At 33.0% G+C, this 19,493-nt stretch carries 19 protein-coding genes; 14 read left to right on the top strand and 5 right to left on the bottom strand.

What is annotated here, in order from left to right; genetic code table 11:
• Positions 1-16: 16 nt before the first annotated feature.
• The gene (locus BM371_RS09530) at positions 17-457 is read left to right on the top strand and encodes a JAB domain-containing protein (protein WP_034673773.1); all 441 of its coding nucleotides are present in this window, start codon (positions 17-19) and stop codon (positions 455-457) included.
• A gap of 146 nt (positions 458-603) precedes the next feature.
• On the opposite strand, the gene BM371_RS09535 is transcribed toward BM371_RS09530, so the two are convergent.
• On the bottom strand, positions 604-837 hold the full coding sequence (locus BM371_RS09535; protein ID WP_034673775.1) for a helix-turn-helix domain-containing protein: 234 nt from the start codon (positions 835-837) through the stop codon (positions 604-606).
• Between the two features lie 136 nt (positions 838-973).
• On the opposite strand from BM371_RS09535, the gene BM371_RS09540 reads away from it, so the two are divergent.
• The 7 genes from BM371_RS09540 to BM371_RS09570 all read left to right on the top strand — a co-directional run bounded on the left by BM371_RS09540 (position 974) and on the right by BM371_RS09570 (position 5,992).
• Positions 974-1,567 (top strand): hypothetical protein, encoded by a 594-nt coding sequence (locus BM371_RS09540; protein ID WP_034673777.1) that lies wholly within the window; start codon positions 974-976, stop codon positions 1,565-1,567.
• A complete protein-coding gene (locus tag BM371_RS09545) occupies positions 1,564-2,073 on the top strand; it encodes an HAD domain-containing protein (RefSeq protein ID WP_051882585.1) in 510 nt (169 codons plus the stop codon). The genes BM371_RS09540 and BM371_RS09545 overlap by 4 nt, the downstream gene beginning before the upstream one ends.
• A 14-nt stretch (positions 2,074-2,087) precedes the next feature.
• Complete coding sequence (locus tag BM371_RS09550) at positions 2,088-2,483, top strand: hypothetical protein (RefSeq protein ID WP_034673781.1); 396 nt, start codon at positions 2,088-2,090, stop codon at positions 2,481-2,483.
• Positions 2,484-2,536: 53 nt separating this feature from the next.
• On the top strand, positions 2,537-2,959 hold the full coding sequence (locus BM371_RS09555; protein ID WP_051882587.1) for a hypothetical protein: 423 nt from the start codon (positions 2,537-2,539) through the stop codon (positions 2,957-2,959).
• 442 nt (positions 2,960-3,401) lie between these two features.
• Complete coding sequence (locus BM371_RS09560; protein WP_131430868.1) at positions 3,402-4,400, top strand: site-specific integrase; 999 nt, start codon at positions 3,402-3,404, stop codon at positions 4,398-4,400.
• A gap of 109 nt (positions 4,401-4,509) precedes the next feature.
• Positions 4,510-5,751 carry an AbiH family protein gene (locus tag BM371_RS09565; protein WP_074958667.1) on the top strand — a complete coding sequence of 414 codons (1,242 nt, stop codon included), beginning with the start codon at positions 4,510-4,512 and terminating at the stop codon, positions 5,749-5,751.
• 7 nt (positions 5,752-5,758) lie between these two features.
• Positions 5,759-5,992: a hypothetical protein gene (locus BM371_RS09570; protein WP_034673786.1), complete on the top strand. Its 234-nt coding sequence runs from the start codon at positions 5,759-5,761 to the stop codon at positions 5,990-5,992.
• Between the two features lie 119 nt (positions 5,993-6,111).
• Here BM371_RS09570 and BM371_RS09575 read toward each other — a convergent pair whose 3' ends face one another.
• Positions 6,112-6,708: a hypothetical protein gene (locus tag BM371_RS09575; RefSeq protein WP_034673788.1), complete on the bottom strand. Its 597-nt coding sequence runs from the start codon at positions 6,706-6,708 to the stop codon at positions 6,112-6,114.
• A 277-nt stretch (positions 6,709-6,985) separates the two neighbouring features.
• Here BM371_RS09575 and BM371_RS09580 point away from each other — a divergent pair, with 277 nt between their 5' ends.
• Complete coding sequence (locus tag BM371_RS09580; RefSeq protein ID WP_034673790.1) at positions 6,986-7,225, top strand: hypothetical protein; 240 nt, start codon at positions 6,986-6,988, stop codon at positions 7,223-7,225.
• 24 nt (positions 7,226-7,249) lie between these two features.
• Here the strand turns inward: BM371_RS09580 and BM371_RS09585 are convergent, their stop codons facing one another.
• Entirely contained in the window at positions 7,250-7,972 is a 723-nt protein-coding gene (locus tag BM371_RS09585) for an N-acetylmuramidase family protein (RefSeq protein ID WP_228376703.1), read from the bottom strand.
• 651 nt (positions 7,973-8,623) lie between these two features.
• Here BM371_RS09585 and BM371_RS09590 point away from each other — a divergent pair.
• From BM371_RS09590 to BM371_RS09605, 4 genes are all read left to right on the top strand, one after another.
• Positions 8,624-9,685, top strand: coding sequence for an acyltransferase family protein (locus tag BM371_RS09590; protein ID WP_034673792.1), 1,062 nt, complete (start codon positions 8,624-8,626; stop codon positions 9,683-9,685).
• Between the two features lie 187 nt (positions 9,686-9,872).
• Complete coding sequence (locus tag BM371_RS09595) at positions 9,873-10,808, top strand: helix-turn-helix transcriptional regulator (protein WP_051882590.1); 936 nt, start codon at positions 9,873-9,875, stop codon at positions 10,806-10,808.
• A 381-nt stretch (positions 10,809-11,189) separates the two neighbouring features.
• Complete coding sequence (gene map, locus BM371_RS09600; RefSeq protein WP_034673794.1) at positions 11,190-11,954, top strand: type I methionyl aminopeptidase; 765 nt, start codon at positions 11,190-11,192, stop codon at positions 11,952-11,954.
• Positions 11,955-12,164: 210 nt separating this feature from the next.
• On the top strand, positions 12,165-13,400 hold the full coding sequence (locus BM371_RS09605; protein ID WP_034673797.1) for a PQQ-dependent sugar dehydrogenase: 1,236 nt from the start codon (positions 12,165-12,167) through the stop codon (positions 13,398-13,400).
• Between the two features lie 143 nt (positions 13,401-13,543).
• Here the strand turns inward: BM371_RS09605 and BM371_RS09610 are convergent, their stop codons facing one another.
• Entirely contained in the window at positions 13,544-15,280 is a 1,737-nt protein-coding gene (locus BM371_RS09610; RefSeq protein ID WP_034673799.1) for a RagB/SusD family nutrient uptake outer membrane protein, read from the bottom strand.
• Positions 15,281-15,302: 22 nt separating this feature from the next.
• Positions 15,303-18,068, bottom strand: coding sequence for a SusC/RagA family TonB-linked outer membrane protein (locus BM371_RS09615; protein ID WP_051882592.1), 2,766 nt, complete (start codon positions 18,066-18,068; stop codon positions 15,303-15,305).
• Between the two features lie 280 nt (positions 18,069-18,348).
• On the opposite strand from BM371_RS09615, the gene BM371_RS09620 reads away from it, so the two are divergent.
• Entirely contained in the window at positions 18,349-19,476 is a 1,128-nt protein-coding gene (locus tag BM371_RS09620) for an alkaline phosphatase (RefSeq protein ID WP_034673801.1), read from the top strand.
• The last annotated feature ends 17 nt before the right edge of the window (positions 19,477-19,493 follow it).

Here is a 19,493-nt window from a genome sequence, read left to right on the forward strand (position 1 = left end):
TTAATACTTTTAATTTATGGAACATCATCAAGTATCAGAAATACAGATTTCTTATTCACCCAACATAATAGATACTATAATCTCTGATAGTGAGTCTTCCTATAAGGTAGCTTTAAAATGTTGGAATTTAAATACAATTGAAATGCTTGAAGAGGTCAAGGTTATATTTCTTAATAATGCTCTTAAAATAATAGGGTTTTACTCTTTATCTAAAGGTGGTATTTCTTCTACTGTAGTAGATATAAGATTGGTTCTATCCATTGCTCTAAAATCTGTAGCAACCCATATTGTTTTAGTACATAATCATCCTAGCACTTATTTAAAACCTAGTAAAGCAGATATGAATATTACACAGAAATTAAAGACTGGATGTGACTTTTTGGAAATTAAGCTACTAGATCATTTAATTATCAATAAGGAATCTTACTTTAGCTTTGCTGATGAAGGGCTATTATAATGAATCTAGTTCAATGAATGATCCTACATGTTTGTATAAGAATATATGAGCTGAAATGGCTATTAGATTGTAGAAATTTCAGTATACCTTTATTAATCTAGATATATATAATATAGCCAAATCATAATTGTAGCTTAGTATATTATTTATTGCTCTAGTTCTATATCTATTAATTCTGAAAGTTTTACTTCTAAGGCTTCTGATATTCTGTAAAGAGTATAAACTGTGGGATTAGTTCTTCCTGCTTCTATTCTTGAAATATTAGTTGGATCTATTTCTCCCCGCATCTTACCCACTAAGTCAGCCTGAGAAATACCCTTTTGTATTCTCATTTCTTTAATTCTCTTACCAACTAATTTTAAAATCTCTGATTTTTCCAACTTGTCATATTTGTCAGGTCAAAGGAATTAAATATATTTACTGTTTGTAATGCCATATATGGCAATATTACATTATGGATTCCCGTAAGGATTTAGACACATTAAAAGATAAATTACCAATTAAATAAACTGAACAATGAGAAGGATTTTACCATTAATTGTACTTGTTTTATCAAGTTTAAACACTCTGTATGCACAATACATCAATATAGGTTCTACTAAACAAGAAGTTAAAAATATACAGGGAGAACCTACTAGTGTAGAGTCTTATGATATAGTTGGGGAAGAAATTTGGAGATATGGAGAAACAGGCATAGCCACTATTACTTTTAAGAATGGAAAGATAAAAGGCTTTAGAAACTCTAATGGTATATTGAGAATTGGAGATAATTCTATTGTGGCTAAATCATCTGAAAAGCCTAGGTCTAAGGAAGAGTTACAAGAAAAGTTTAATAAGATAACTCCGGAAGATACTAAAGATACATCTAGATCAATTACAGGATTATATGGAAGTGGGGGGCAAAGCATAAAGACCTTTCCAAAAGAGTATGCAGAAATGGCAAAAGCTAATGGACTAAATCCTTACGCAATGCCTGATGATATAGATCTCCAAAATATGCAGAAGGAATATGAAAGAAAGAAGCTCATTAAATGGGTGTTAATTGGTATAGGAACCATAGGAATATTGTACTTGTTATTCAGAATTATAATTAAAAAGAAACAGCAATGAGAATCACTTTTATTGACATAGATGGTGTCTTAAATAATGCAGAATACTACAAGAATAAAAGTTTGCATTCCCATCACAAAGAAACCTCCCATTTTGATAGTAATAATGTTAATGCTCTTAACAGGATTGTAGAAAGTACAGGAGCTAAAATAGTTATTAGTTCAGCTTGGAAATTACTTAAAACCCTAGATGAAATAAAGAACTTATTTAATGATATTGGGATTAAAGCAGAAATAATAGGAGCTACAGAATCACTTCACTATAAAGATACATTTGAGTTAGCTCCTAGAGGTCTGGAAATCCTTAAATGGATTAGAGACCACCATAAAAGCCTAGAAGGAGGTTTAGAGAACTATGTAATCATTGATGATGAAGATGATATACTTGATATTCAAGAAAGACATTTCTTCCATATAGATGATACAATAGGATTGACTGATCAAAATGCTGATGCTATTATAGAGTTTCTTAACTCATATACTATTCCAAAACAAGAATTACCTTAACCTAATCATACAACATGAAACTATTAACCCTAATCTTAATGCTACTAGCTTCATTTACAGTTAAAGCACAATTTATTTTTAAATCAGATCATTATGAGCTAGATGGAAAAATATATAATACACCTACTGAAATTTACTTTGATTCTGGTAAACCTCCTATTGTTTACCACAATAATGGGTTGGATATTCGCAATTATCCTCTAAAACTAAGTAATGTTAAAGATACAGAAGAACCATTCATAGTAAGTCTAGAACCTGATATAGCTCCTGAGAACTATAATAATTCAATATTTAAAACTTATGACTACAGAGGATATCAGATTTATTTTAAAGGAGGAAAGATTATTGGAGTAGCAGAAATCATTAAATCCTATTATTCCAAAGTAGTCAGTATTATAAAATATAAATAAAGAACATAATTATATGCAAACCACCTAAAACAGGTGGTTTTTATTTACATACTTTGAAACCAAGAATACCATTTAGAATTGGGTATCAATATGATAATTGGGAGCTAAACCTAATGAGCATTGCTGATAGTATATCTGATAACTCTTACTGTAGTTACTTATGGGTAGGAAGTGAAGTAAAGAAGTTCTTGGGTTTTATACCTCATAGAACAGAACTCATATTCTATTGGGATATATTGGAAGTTGTAATACTAGAATTTGATAAGAAATCAGAACACTATTATAACAGAATGAATAAAGTCTTATCAGATAGAGTTACAAGAGTAGATATTGAAATTCTTCCTGATGGAATGATTATCCACAAGTTTGTAACTAGGAAGGTTCATTATTGGAATATTTACTTTCCTATTAGTCAAGAAATCAAATTAATTTACTTTTCAAATGCCTTTCCATATTTAAGAACACTTATAGAGTAAAAAGGCATACTTTTAGGCATATCCTATTAAAGATTAATATGTAAAATGTTAAATATCAATATGAAATATTATAAACGTCGAGCCCAGGTGGGACCACTATCTCGGAAGCCCTTCCCACAATAGGTTTCCGAGATTTTTAAAAAGCTTCAACAAAGGTAGAAAATGTTTGAAAGTCAACATGACAGTCAACATTAAATCTACCATCATGAGAAAACTACTTATCAATTTAGTCAACGGTTGTTCAAGAACCGAAGTCTTTATTTCTCCAAAAAATTATCACAATTTTACGAAATCCAAGTTTGAAAAAAACAGGTTTATTGAATGTCGATTTCACGATCCGGCATATATTGATAAATATCCAAAAGGTTTCCAGTACCGAAAAAAATTCTCCGGGAATGATCTTCCGGAACTGAAGCTCACTGCAAAAATCTTCAAGGAAGAAATGGAAAAAATGTTGGATGAAAAGAAATTTAATCCAATAACAAAATCTTTCATGACGAATAGAGCAGGGATCTTACATCCTTACATGCCTTTTGTTGAAGCTCTTGAAAAATCATTAGAAAAATTAAAATCAGGATATTCTAAAAGTCATGCGTATGAGGTTGAACGGTGCGTAAAACATGTAAAGAAAATTAAAGACAAACTAGGCTTTGAAAATTTACTAATCAACGAGGTAAGAACCTGGCACATTAAAAATATTCTTGAATCCCAAAACCTGACCGATTCCGTTTATAATAAATCAAGATCTTATTTGATGGGATTATTCTCGGAATTGATTGAATTCGGTTGTTGTGAATACAATCCTGTGCGGGATATTTCACGAAAAGTTATTATGAAAAATATTCGAAAGGTTATTACTGATGATAAATTAAAGCATGTTTTTTATTACCTGAGGGATAAGCATTACAATTTTTTCAGATATGGAAAGATCTTCTTTTATTCCGCTGGACGTACTGCAGAACTTTTTCGAGTACAAAAAAAGCATGTAGACTTAGAGAATCAAGAATACCAAGTACTAATAAAAAAAGGTAAGCAATACGTTTGGGAGAAAAAGATTATTATTCCTGACGCTGTACATTATTGGAGAGAAGTTCTTCAACTTTGTAAGACTGAGGATGATTTTTTATTTTCAAATAAACTTTGTCCAGGAATAAATTCAATTGATCCGAAACAAATAACAAGACGGTGGAGTAAGTATGTGAAAAAGTCTAAGGAAATTAAAGATGATGATGGTAATATTATTATTGTTACTGAAGATTTTTATAGTCTTAAACATTTGTTTCTGGATAAAATCGAAGAGCAAACTCAAGTGCCAATTATTCCAATTGCTGGAGCGGCTCAAAGAATGGCTAATCATAAAACTCCTGAAACAACTGGAATATATGCAACTGGAAGGCAGAGCAGAAAGAATGAAGATCTAAAAACTTTAAGAGTAGTATAAAAAACCCGAATGGGAGTCCGGGTTCAGATTTTCAAAAGTTCAAGTTGCAATAAGTAGAACTTTAACGCAAAAATAGTTGTAATTTCATATAATTGTAAAAACTTTAAACATGATAAACAGAATTATTCTTATAGGTAATGGATTTGATCTTGCACATGGCATGAAAACATCTTATTGGGATTTCATGTATGATTATTGGAGAAATTCCTTTGCTGGTTTTCATAACACCAATGCAGGAGTATACAAGAATGATGAGTTTGAAATAATAGAATTTATAGCTAAGGACGCTTTTAAAGATCATAAGGAGTTTCTTTATATGATGGCCAATTCAAGTCGAGTTGTTAAGCGACTTAATTCTTTTTTCTTTAAGTTATCTACACATCTGCACAGATGGGATTGGGTTGATGTTGAACAGGCATATTACGAAGAACTATTACTCTGCAAATCTCATGGAGCTAGCAATTCTAATTTTGATATTAAAGTGTTAAATCAAGATTTTGAAAAAATTAAAATTTTGCTTGAAAAATATCTTATTAAAATTGAGGAAAATACAAAAGTTAATAAGAGAATTATTAATTCAATTAAATCTATAGTCAGAGAGGATTTTAACTTTAAAGATTTTTCTGAAAATGGGCTAAGAAAATTTAGTGATGAACTTTTGCAGAAATTACAGCCTTATTTTTCTCCTGTTTCACAAAACGATCCAAGTTATCTGAGCAATTTTGAAAAAATGATTGTCTTAAATTCAGCTGATGATAATTTTAGTAAAGCATCATTTTTTAAATATCTTAAAGGATTAAAAATGCCTTTCGATAAATTATCACCATTGACTTTTCTTACTTTTAATTATACTAAGACAGAACAATCTTATGTAGATGATGAAATAGATGAAGTCATACATATTCATGGAGAATTAAATAATACAAAGAATTCTATTATTTTTGGATATGGAGACGAGCTTGATGATAATTTTAAAGAAATTGAAAAGCTTATTGATAATGACTACTTAGATAATGTTAAATCTATTAATTACGCGAACACAGATAATTATAAAAGATTACTCCAAACAATTAATTCAGGATTATTTCAGGTTTATGTCCTTGGGCATTCCTGTGGCAATTCAGATAGAACATTATTGAATACAATTTTTGAACATGAAAACTGTGTATCTATTAAACCGTTTTACTACAAAATGTCAGAAACTGCTGATGATTATCTCAAAATTTATAAAAATATATCAAGAAATTTTAATGATAAAGCTAAACTAAGAGATAGGGTTGTAAATAAAATGCTTTGCCGACCGTTATTACCATTAGATATTCAAAAAGAAGTAGTCTCTATAAAAAGTTAATAATGGAATGAAACTAAAAGCAAGAATTATAGAAGATGTAAAACCCGCTGATAAAACAATTATTGTTGAATTTGAAGGCGACGAAAATAAACAGCATTTCGAAGTGAAATGCCTATTTAGTCCTTTTTATAAGGAAATGAGAAAATGGGATTCGTGGATTTTGAATGTTAAATTTGAAAGCGAAATCTTTACAGATCCAAAGACTGATAAAAAAATCTTACTTCACTCACTTAATTTGTAAAAATGCAGAATTATATTTTCGAAATATATGTCCGTGAAGCGTCAAAACATGACGTAATAAAAAATGTCTCCAGCATTCAATACGGAGACAATATATAATCATTTTATTATATAATTTTTTTATTCCATGCAATCCCAGATACCGTTTTTATTTTCATCTATTGGTTTTAGATCTTTATCATAACATGAATCAGGTAGATTTAGAGGTTCATTAAAACAATTGTTAATATATCCCTCAAAATCAACCTTATTATAATCATTAATAGTTTCAACATTTCCATTCAAGACTGATAATACCCTGATTTTTACATTTTCAACTCTACTTGTTTCATTGTTAAAAATGGTGACATCTTGTGACACACTTTGATTTGCAGGTATGGTCACCGGTGAAACCTGATATATTGTTGTGCCTTTAATTACAATAGAATGTATAACTCTATCGTAAGGAACTGTATTACCTGCTGATACATAGTATCTATAATTGTTACCATATCCTGAAGCCAATGAGTAACAATTTTGGTCTGTAGTAATAATTGTGGCATTGATGTTAGGTTTTGTGGGATCTACAAAAACAATTGAATCATAAACCGGAGGTCCAACTTTATTCGCTATACCAGTGCTTTTTTCGTTAGAGATTTCATTTTCGAAATGCCTGTCTGTTGTACAACTTACAATTATAAGTAGTATTGTAAAAATAAATAGAAGATTTTTTTTCATAAAAATTATTGTTAGTGAGCTGCAATTATATTAATAATTATTTATTCTCGCAAATGTGACTACGTGATTACACCCATAAAAAAAGACCTTCCGGATTGATAGGTGAAAGGTCTTTAATAACAATTTTAATTATATTTGAGTTGAAATTTTTATATCAAACTACGTTCCAAAAAAGAACACTTCGTCCTAGTATTGAAGTGTTCTTTGGAAATTCAGTAGAAATACGGAATTTAAATATATTTAATTTTCAGATATTTCACGAATTAAAATAATAGATATGACACACGAATTTACGAGAAATGATTGGCAACAAACTGGAACATTTTATTCATTACAAATTCAATTTGAGCAACCTTTGGAGAAGCCTATTGTGCAGGTATATAAATACGTGAGCGAAGACACCGATATGGCAGCTCAACTTATTTCGAACATGAGTATTTCAGTAATTTCCGCTGAATTAAATAGTATTTTATTACAATTTGGTGAAGCGTTTAAAGGATACATTGTTATATATTAAAAAAAACCACATATTGTGGTTTTTTTATTTTATATACTTCTTATAGGCATTCGCCATTTTTACATCATATTTATTGATATGATAATTTTTACCGTTGTAAATTCTTGCGAAGTCTACCCATCTTTTATCTCTTAACTCATCATCAAGTTTGTTCGATTTGATAAACTGTACAAAAGCTTTCAACTGATCGGTCTCACTTCTATACATTGCATTGATAAAGTCTTGCAAGGTTGAGAATCCAACAATAGCGAAATTAAAGCCCATTATCTGAAACTTTCCCGAACTTGTAGATTTTAAAGCTTCAGTTCGGTTTAACTTTGCTGCTTTTTCAAGCCTTAAGTGTTCGTTAGAAGTATATCCTCCGGGACGTGAATTTGAAATATCAGGATTAGCTGCAGAATATTTACCTTGAGTGAATTTGTGAAATTGGTGACGCTCAAAAAGAATTTTTGGTTTTCCATCTGGCTGAAAACCTCCATTTAAGCTTTCAACTTCTGCAACAGCTTTAATTGCAGCTACTTCACAGCCTAATTCTTTGGCTGCATTTTCGTAATCTTTTTCAGTTAGTGTTTTCATCTTTTTTCTGTAATTTTTAAAGTATATGAATATTACTATAATAAGTAGTAGGGCAAAAGCTCCCAATCCTCCTACAAGTCCAAAGCTCCAGAAGGTTCCGGTTCTAGTCACCGATTCTTTCGATTTCTCTTTTGCTTCGCATACTCTTTGCTCAACATTGTTATCTTTCACAAGTTTTTCAGAGAATTCCTTAAATTCATCAAATAATGATTCTGAAGTGTTTTCTTTTTTTACCTGATCCGATTTTGACGCTTTCGCTCGAACGTGAACTTCTGCATTCCCGGTAACTTTAATAATTTAAAGAGTATCGACGGAAACAATATCGAATTCAGATAAATATGCTAGTATTTTTAATTGGGAATATTATTTAAGAGTATTGCTGATAATCTTCTCTAACCAAGATTCGTAATTTTTAACACCTAGGGTTGCATATGTAAAAAAAAATTATTTATGATAATAATAGGGAAACTCCAAATTTGGCTGGGATTGATGAGGCATATCTGTAAGATGAATTTACTATGTATGAGGAATTTTATTGTCTTTTGGAGGATGGTTTTCATTGATAGCAATTTTCTTCACGGGCTATTTTTTTAATATATTAGATATTACTAAAAAAGATATATTTGCATATTATTTGAAAAGAGCAATAATTTTATCTGTATTCTATTCACTTTTGAATATCTTTGGTTTTTAGATTGGTGATTATTAGAGGTAATTTCAATATTTTTCACATATAAAATATTGAAACGTTTTTTAGATATAGGTTGATAACTTAATATCAGATTTTTTTAGAGTCTTGTGAACAATTTTTAACAGTAACATATGAACGAATTTTTAAGTTTAAAATTCAAAACAATATCATTTTTATCGATTATTCTTGTTGTGTTTTTGCATTCATATAATCTAATAGTAAATCTTGGTTCAGACGTTATCTCATTAAGGCAGGGATATAGTTCAGTGATTCAAAATTTTTTCAGCCAGGGTATTTGCAGAGTTGCTGTACCTATATTTTTCGCTATATCGGGATATTTATTTTTTCTGAAAACTCAGGGAAGTATTAACGAATTTATTTCAAAATTACAGAAAAGAATAAAAACTATATTGATTCCATATCTTTTTTGGTCGGTGTTGTGGTTTGTCATTTTTGTAGTTCTTCAGTCTATACCAGAACTGAGTGTTTTCTTTAGTCAGAAACTAATAGCTGATTATAGTACAGTCGAGAAAATTAAAACCGTCTTCCTTTTACCCATTCCATACCAACTTTGGTTTTTACGGGATTTAATGTTGTTGGCGATACTTTCTCCTTTACTGTTTTATTTATTAAAATCGATTAAGTTTGGATTTTTAATACTCATATTTTTAATTTGGTTTTTTGACATTAATTTGATTATATTATCAAACGAATCATTGTTTTTCTTCATCCTTGGTTCGTTTATCAGTATTCATTACGACAAGATACTTTTAATAAAATTTGGAAAAAAAGCATGGTTGTATTTTACTGTATGGATCACCATTATTATTATCAAAACTTTGATTCTGCATTTTCAATATGAATTCGGCACATTATTAACTTTTTTGCATAAACTAAGTGTGATATTTGGTGTTTTAGCAATTTGGAGTTTGTATGATAGGATCGTATTGAGGCTAAAGAAAACCTCCGATTTGAAATATATGAATTATTCATTTTTTATTTATATTTTTCATGAACCTATGCTACAATTTGTAAAAAAAGCTCTTTTCTATATCACAAATAATAGTGAATTAATGTCATTGATAATTTATATATTAGCGCCGGTTTTAGTGATTTTTATTTGTTTAGGGGTAGGTATATTACTGAAAAGAACTATACCCAAATTTTATCTGTTTATTTGTGGCGGGAGATAAGGTTGGAGAGAAAAAAGATTTCTAATAGTAGATAATAAAAATATTCGAGCCCAGGTATAACCACATCAACAGCAAAGTCACCAATCTGGTGACTTTTTTTCGTATATTGTTATAGCTCAATTTATTATTTTCTTGTTAAAAGAATAATTTGCACAATAATCATTAAATTGTAGCTTAAAAAAATGCAATGCTGAAATATATTGTATCTCTTCTAACAAGAAAAAGACAGTTTGCAAAAAATGAAATCGAATATGGGAAAAGCTTCATGTTTGATGTGTATACGATAGTTCTGGTTTTTCTCTTGCTTTGTAATGTATTGATAAACGCACTTTTTCTTGACCAGTATATAAGTGCAAGTGTTTTTGGAGGAATGGCTGTACTTATGTTTAGCACTTTATTGTGGCCCGATAGCATTCGTTTCAATAAAAAATTACTGACTGGTTTTTTCTTTTTACTCGGGTTGGTAGTCTTTTTTTGTGATGGTACGGCAGGTAAAGGATGTATGAATTATTTATCATACATTTCGCTGGCCATTGCAGTCGCATTTATTTTTGATTTTTCTATAGATAAAATCAGGATAATTTTTCTTATTCTGTCATACGTGCTTTTTTTTCTTATTAATATACTTTCGGATTATTCTTTATTCTCTGATTACTGGCTTCATCTTTCACCTGTAAAACAGCTTTATGTAAGAGTATATAAAGTCATCGAAGTTGTCTGCTGTACATTTGTTGGGATCTATTTTATCTCGAGAGATAAAGTAAAGGTTAGAGAATATTATATTGAAAAAGAAAGATTAGATAATTTATTAAAGAAGACAGATAAAATTAGCTTTTCAGGAGAATTGTATGAACTTGCCATGAGTAAAAATTCACTGTTTATCACTTATTTTAAATCTGAATTTCCTGATTTTTTTGAAAATATTTTGCGAGTGGCACCAAATCTTGTTTCTTCTGAACTTGAAATATGTGCTTTGCTAAAACTGAATTTGAGCACCAAAGAAATAGCTGTAGCTACAAATTCTACCGTGAGCTCCGTGAAAAATAAAAAGTATAGAATTCGTAAAAAGCTCAATATCTCTCCCGAAACTGATATTGTTTTATATATTATTAATACATTTTGATTTTGTGTTTTACAATTAAAATATTGTGATTTTCAGTATTTTAAATTAAGTGAGACCATGTAAGACATTATCCGAGTCGATGTAATAATTCATTTTTTTCTGTTTAAAGAATAACATTGTTAATATTGTACTCTCAAATGGAAATACAACTTGAAAAAGATGCATATTCGTTTGATAACAATCTGTATTTCATAGTTCTTATGAATTGTGAAACTCCAAAAACACAATGTCTATATATTCTTTAAGTTGGAAGTATTTATACTTCCAATTTTTTTTTATCTAATCTTCCATTAATTTCAATTAATAAGTTTCTTGTTTTAATGGATCTTCAGAATTAAAATTTCTTTTTTTTATACCTTTACACTGATAAAAAACTCTATCATGTCAATAACAAACGAAGCCGAACTGATCGGAATGCAGAAAGTAAGTGAGGCAGTAGCCTATACTTTAAAAGAAATGATAAATTATGCTGAAGTTGGTATGACGACTAAAGATCTTGATGAATATGGTGCTAAAATACTTTCAGATTTTGGTGCTAAATCCGCACCTTACCTTACTTACGGATTTCCGGGTTGGACCTGCATTAGCGTTGACAATGAATTCTGCCACGGTATTCCTAACTCCGAAAGAACTTTAAAAGATGGTGATTTAATTAATATTGACGTTTCTGCAGAGCTCAACGGTTTTTGGGCAGATAATGGTGGATCTTTTGTGGTTGGAAAAGATATTAATCAGCATCAGAAATTAGTTGATGCTTCAAAATTTATTTTAAATAAAGCCATTAATAATATAAAAGGCGGAGTAAGAATTGCAGACATCGGTTTTCTAATGGAAACCGAAGCAAAGAAAAAAGGTTATAAAGTCATTAAAAATCTTGGCGGTCATGGTGTCGGGAGAAGTCTTCATGAGGAGCCGGATGAATTAATGAACTACAGAAACCGTTTTGATACCAGAAGGTTTAAAAAAAATTCGGTTGTAGCCATAGAAACATTTATTTCTACAGATTCCACCATTGCGGTTGAGCTGAAAGATGGCTGGACGATGGTTGGCAATAAAGGCGGCTACATGGCTCAGCACGAGCATACGATTTTAATTACCGACGGAAAACCGGTTATTTTAACGCAAATGAACGAGATTTTAAACTAATTATAGTTTTAATATTAAATAAATCAACCTTTCAGAATAATGGAAGGTTTTTTTGTAAATATTTCAGACTGAATAAATTCTGATAATGACTTTAATTTAAAATGTTAAAAAGTGAATTATTTTGAATAATATCTGATTATTGGCGCAAACTTTGATGCTTTGCAAACTGAAAATTATGATTTTCGAAATCAGATCACCAAATCTTAAAATATGAAATTTAAAGTACATTACCTGCTATTGGCATCTGCGATGTTTTTAGCAAATTGTTCTGATGACATTGAACAACCAATCGAAGAACCCGGAAATGAAGCGATCTATCCGCCAGTAGAAACGGGACAAGCCAACACAACCTATTCCCCTGCTTTTGCCGGACAAACCAGAGTGAATGGCGTGAAAACCCAAACACCTTTCACAAGCACGGTTTTAACCTCATCATTAGCTTCACCTTGGGGAATCACCAGTTTGCCTGACGGGAGACTCCTTATCACTCAAAAAGGCGGCACTATGAGAATAGTGACCAATAGCGGAGCGGTAGGAAATGCCATCACCGGAATACCTGCCGTAAATTCAACAGGACAAGGTGGATTGTTGGGAATTTGTATAGATCCTCAATTTTCTTCAAACAGAATGATTTATTGGGTTTTTTCTGAAAATGTAGCTGGCGGAACGCAAACTTCTGTTGCAAAAGGAAAGCTTTCTACTTCAGAAACCACTATTGAAAATGCAACGGTTATTTACCGTGCAAACCCTTCTTCTTCTGCCGGAAATTTACATTACGGAGGGAGAATCTTATTTGATTCCACAGGAAATCTATTGGTAAGTGTGGGTGAACGATCAGATCTTTCAACAAGACCTTTAGCGCAGTCGGTAACAGCAGCAATCGGTAAAGTTTTAAGAATTACGAAAGACGGAGCACCTGCGCCGGGAAATCCGACATTCAGTCAAGCTGGAGCTTTGCCGGAATTGTACAGCATCGGTCACAGAAATCCACAGGGAATTGCCATTCATCCAACAACAGGTGAACTATGGCAAAGTGAGCACGGACCTCGTGGTGGTGATGAGATCAATAGAGTACAGCCTGCAAAAAATTATGGGTGGCCAACAATTACTTACGGTATTGAATACAGCGGGGCAGTTATCGGCGGTGGCATTCAGCAGCAAAGCGGTATGGAACAGCCAGTTTATTACTGGGATCCTGTAATCTCACCAAGCGGAATGACCTTCTACAAAGGAAATAATATTCCGGAATGGCAAAACTGTCTTTTCATCGGAGCTCTCAGCGGACAACATATTGTAAGACTGGTTATTAAAGATAATAAAGTGGTAGGTGAAGAGCGTTTGCTTGCAAGTGAAATGCAGCGTTTCAGAGATATTACCCAAGGAAATGACGGTGCACTTTATGCAATTACTGATGCCGGAAGATTATATAAAATTCAAAAACAATAAATAGAATAATTTTTTCGTCCCTTTGAAACACTGGCTTTTACGCTGGTGTTTTTCATTTAAGATAACATGAAATTTTAGAAAACAAAAAACCGTTCTCACAATTTGAAAACGGTTTTCCTGATTGAAAATATAGTTGAAAAGAATTAATAACCAGCGTTTTGAACCAAATATCCAGGTTCTGCTGCTGCTCCGTCGATTGCCGATTGTGGAATCGGGAACAATCTTTTTCTCGGATCTGCATTTGTTTTTGAAGTGTAAGGATCTTCATAATGCCCGAATCTGATCATATCTGTTCGTCTTGAATATTCCCAGTAAAATTCAAATCCTCTTTCTCGGTAAAGCAATTCAAGATTAATGGTAGTTAGAGCAGGAGGTGTTACTGAAGGTCTTGCTGTTCTTGAAGCTCTTACCAAATTTACATCGGCTAAGGCCGCTCCTGAATTTCCTTTTCTCAGCTGAGCTTCAGCTCTCATTAGATAAATATCAGCTAAACGGAGAAGTACAATGTCTGCATTCCCTCTGTTTCTTCCGGTATCTGAAGTTCTTGAAAACTGGTATTTTGAAACTCTGTAACCATCCGTGTAATCTTTGTTGTTCGGGTTTTCAAGATCGATTTCTAAGGTGTGATTCACGTAGTTTACAAAACCGTTTCTCTGCTCGATGATTGGGTATATTTTGTATTGTCCGTTTACAGTTTGAAATGGCTGTCCGTTTGATGCATTTCTAAGTCCCCATTGAATTCCTCTCTGAATTCCTCTGTTGATTTCATACGTTGCACCGTTAACTAAGAAATAATGATTGGAATCATTTGCCGGAGTAATTCCTGTTAAATCTTTTAAATTATTAGGAACTACTAAATTTTCTTTATAAAATCTGGCATCAACTTGTGCAGGATCTGTACTTCCGTAAGCCTGAACCCAAGTTTGATAAAAATCCGAGGTTATGGCAGGACCATCTGTTCCGTTTGCTTTAGGAAAAGCTGCCAAAGGATACTGACTTCCTGAAAGCGACCAGTATCCCAATCTGTTGTGAGAAGTATTAAGGTCCTGTCTTTGATCAATGGCAAAAATTAATTCTTTGTTTGAATGATTATTGTCATCAAATATGGCAAAATATTCAGAGGAAAGACTGTATAATCCTGAATTAATCACTTTGTTGGTATATTCAATGACTTTATCCATATCTCCAGCGGCAAAAGCAGGAGTTCCGTAAGGATCTCTGTAAACTGCGGCATTCAGATAAAGCTGTGCTAAAAATCCGTTTACTGCAGCCTGAGAAATTCGTCCCGGGCCTTTTGAATTATCAAGCTCATTTACAACGGCAAGAAATTCACTTTCAATATAAGATACAGCCTCCTGTTTTCTTAAAATCTGAGAATTTTGGGTTGTAGAATCTTTTTTGAATGCAATTCCCCAATAGTCAAGCATTAGCATATTGTAATAAGCTCTTAAGGCACGCATTTCAGATACGGCTTTTGCTGCATTAGGGTCTGTTGAAGCAAGAGACTGTAGTTTTTCGATGGCAGTTACGGTTCTCGACAGCATCAGTCTCATGGCGTCCCATGTTTGTTGTACGACAACATTGGTCGTGGTTGTTGTATGCTGATGAAGTTCAATATATTTTCCACCGTCATACCAGTCGTTTCCGCTTCCTCTTGGCGGAAGAATAGCCTGATCGGAGCTTATAAGCTGAAGTCCATAGTTTTTGGTATGGGTAAATGCATCTGGAAGTGGTCCGTAAGCCGGAGCAACAAAAGATTCAACAGGTGTTGTGGTTTGCGCCTCAAGAGACTCGTCGATCACCTGTTCTTCAAGATCGGTACATCCTACAAGAGCAAGAGCACTTAAACTAAGAATTGAGATTAAAAATTTATTTTTCATTTTTTCCTTTTTAAATGGTTAATTAAAATGCTACGTTTACACCGAATACAAAACTTTTCGCTTTAGGATAGGTAGCGTAATCGATCCCGAATGACTGAATTCCTCCCTGAGATAAACCTGTATTAATTTCAGGATCAAAACCTGAATATTTCGTAATTACAAATAAATTCTGAGCTGTTACAGAAAATCTGATATTTCTGATATGATCGCCGATTCCCAACACTCTAGGATTTAAATTGTATCCTAAAGTAGCATTGTTTAGTCTGAAGAAATCTCCTTTTTCAAGGTATCTTGTAGAAATTACATTGGTGTTGTTTACACTTTCGTTAGGAAACTGTGTAGCAGCATCTGTCGTATTGTGTGATAATCCCAGTCTGCCTCTCGAAAACAAGGTTGAAGCCGTGTTGTTGTAAATCATATTTCCTGCAACTCCATTAAAATTTAAACCTAAATCAAAATTTTTGTAAGCTGCTTTCAGGTACAGATTGTAGGTGAAATCCGGCAATGCGCTTCCTGCTGCAATTCTGTCATTATCTGTAATCGTTCCATCTCCGTCAAGATCTCTGAAGATATTGGTGCCTTTTTCATCCAATCCTAAAAATTCTTTTACGAAGAAAGTTCCGATGGGCTCATTATTAATATAACCATTAATCACTGCGTTGGTTGTTCCCGGACCTTGCGCTTCTCCTGTGGTAATTACCTGGTATGGAGAATTTTTCACTTTGTTTTTAATGAAAGAAGTATTTCCTCCAATGCTGTATGTAAATGCTTTATTCGAATCGCTGTTGTAGTTTAATGAAATTTCCCAACCGGTATTGTTGATCTGCATGTTCGGGATGTTTTTCCATGTTGTGCGATCTGGTGCAATGGGATCTACAGGATATATCTCCGAGATAATGTTATCAGATACTTTTTTGAAGAAATCGATAGTACCCGTTAATTTATTATTTAAAATTCCAAAATCTAATCCGATATTGGTTTGCTTGGTCACTTCCCATTGTAAATCCGGATTGTCTGCTCTTACAAGATATATTCCGATAGGATAATTTCCACTATCATTCAGCGGGTAGGTTGCCTGTGCAGTTCCGCTCGCATCTGCTCGGTAGCTTTTCTTTGTTACCTTACCCGGGATTTCCTGATTTCCGGTTTTACCCCAGCTTGCTCTTAATTTCAAATTGTTGATTTGCTCTACTTCTGAAAGGAAATTTTCTTTACTGATATTCCATCCTGCAGCAACTGAAGGAAAAAATCCGTATTTGTTGTTTGCTCCGAATTTAGAAGATCCATCGGCTCTTAATGTTGCGGTTAAAAGATATTTATCCTGAAAGTCATAATTTACTCTTCCAAACCATGATTGTAATTCATTTTTATTGGCAATAATCGATGTTGTCTGGTTTGTTGCTCCCGCAGCCGGAATTTGGTACTGTGGCTCGATTCCGTTGATGGGGAAGCTTTGGTAAGACCATCCTCTTGAAGTCAGCATTAATCTCTGATAAGAGTGTCCCGCCATTACATTAAAATCATGGCTGTTGATTTTAAAATTATAAGTTAATGTATTCTCTACAAGAGTATTGTTGTTTGAATAGGTACTTAGATTTAAACTTCCGATTTCCAGAGGAATGGCATTCGGCATATTTTGGATCACTCTTTCAGCTGTAGAATAATCGACGCCTAAATTCAATTTATATGTCAATCCTTTAATGATTTCTACGGAAGGAGAAATGTTGGCTAGAATTCTGTTGTTTGTTGTAAAATCTTTGTAAATATCACGACGAATTATTGGGTTGAAACTACCATTGTTAAAAACAGCAGTTGGTGCACCGTCTGTGTATGCAGGGTATGTAGGATTCCATGTTAGCATATTGCTAACTATATCAGTTGCATTAGGTCTGTTGTTTTCGGTTCTTGTTCCGTTTAGGTTGAAGTCAATTTTTAATCTTCCATCAAAAGCTTTTTGCGAAACATTTATACGCCCGGAATATCTTTTCAAATTGCTGTTGTAAAGAATTCCTTCCTGATCTTCGTATCCTAAAGCAGTATAATAATTTGAGTTTTCAGTGGCTCCTGATGCAGAAAAGTTTACGTTTTTAGAAACGGCTGTTCTTGTTAGTTCGTCCTGCCAATCGGTATTTCCGCCCATATCGTCAAGTTTTCCTCCGGCTGCGGTTACCTGTCTTCTGAATTCATCAGCACCGAAAACATTCATTTTATTGGCAAGATTTGAAATCGTCAGGTTAGAAGAAAGATTCATCTGAGTTCTTCCTTTTTTTCCTTTTTTAGTAGTGATAATAATGACACCATTTGCTCCTCTTGCACCATAGATTGCGGCTGCAGAAGCATCTTTCAGTACGTCTGTTGATTCGATATCATCAGGATTGATGAAATTCATTGGGTTATTAGCTGTTCCTGTATTACTGTTATCGATTACAAAACCGTCGATCACGTAAAGTGGAGTAGTTCCTGAGCGTAAACTTCCGACTCCTCGGATGATGATATTCTGGTTAGCTCCCGGTTCACCACTTACATTCGCTACATTTACTCCGGCAATTTTTCCCTGAAGCAACTGGCCAACGTTTGCAACCATACCTTTATTGAAATCTTCGCTTTTTAGCGATCCTACAGCTCCGGTTACGTCAGATTTCTTTTGAGAACCGTAACCGATCATGACAACTTCTTCGATGTCTTTTAATCTGTTTTCATCCTTGATGGTGTCGGATTCTTTTTTTTGTGCAAATGTTAAACTGACACAGCCCATCAAAACAGTTGGCACGAGATAAATACGTTTCATTCCTTATTATTTTGGTGCAAAATTAATTCGGTGGAACGCTGAAAACTGTTAAATTAACATTAAGTAAACTGTTTTTAAAATTAATAAAACGTGAATTTTATTGTCAAAAATTAAATTTAGGAAAACTTTGTGTGAACAAATTTTTTTAATCTTTTTAGAATCAATGGTTTTTCTGTTAACATTGGTTTTATTGATTTTATTAGCTACATTTTGATACCATATTATCTCTAATTTTGTGCCCTTGTTTTGTTTTATAAGTATTATTAAAAATCTAACGATTATGAATTATTGTTACAAAAACGTCAATTTCAGGGCTATTGCGACTTTTTCTTTGCTTCTTTTTACAGCATTGTTATCAGCTCAAAAAAAACAGAAACCTCTTAATGTCATTTTTATGATCGGAGATGGAATGGGAGTCTCGCAAGTTACCTCTGCTTTTTATTTTGGAAATTCAGAGCCGAATTTTACTCAATTTAAAATTGTCGGGCTTTCTGAAACCTCTTCCACAAGCAATCTGATTACAGATTCTGCAGCCGGAGCGACAGCTTTGTCGACCGGGAAAAAAACCTACAAAAGAGCCATTGGAGTAGATAAAGATTCTATAGCAATCCCAACGATTTTAGAACAGCTTCAGAAGAATGATTATCAGACGGGTTTGGTAAGTCTTACTTCAATTACCCATGCAACACCCGCTTCTTATTATGCTCATGTGAAAGATCGTGATTTGCATGAAGATATTGCTTTAGAATTCTTAAAATCTGATGTTGATTTTGCTGCAGGCGGAGGTTTGAAATTTTTCAACAAAAGAAAAGACGGAAAAAACCTTTTATCAGAATTAAATAAAAAATACAGAATAGATACAGTTTCATTATCAAAACCAATTTCGGGGAAGAAAAATCTGTATTTATTGGCTCAGGATGAGTTGCCTAATAAAGTTCAGGGAAGAGGTGATTTTTTACCTGAAGCGACACAGGCCGCTTTAGATTATTTTGCTAGAAACAATAAACCGTTTTTCCTGATGGTCGAAGGTTCGTTCATCGATTGGGGCGGTCATGCGAAAGATCCTGAAATGATGACTAAAGAAGTGCTGGATTTTGATAAAACCATCGGCGTGGTCATCAATTACATCAAGAAAAATCCAAATACGTTATTGGTTGTTACAGCCGATCACGAAACAGGTGGCGCAAGCATCGGGAAATACTCAGAAAAAGATGCAGTGACAGGAAAAGAAAAAGAAATTGGAAATAAAGTTCAGGTCAATTTTATCGACAATCAGCATACTGCAGCTTTGGTTCCTGTTTTTGCGATGGGAAAAGGTCAGGAACTTTTTTCAGGAGTTTATCCTAATAATACAATCTATCACAAATTGGTTGAAGCTTTAAAAAAGAGTGGAATCAAGATTAAATAACTTGAATTTTAAAAGAA

This window comes from Chryseobacterium formosense (assembly GCF_900116415.1).
Lineage (GTDB): Bacteria > Bacteroidota > Bacteroidia > Flavobacteriales > Weeksellaceae > Chryseobacterium > Chryseobacterium formosense.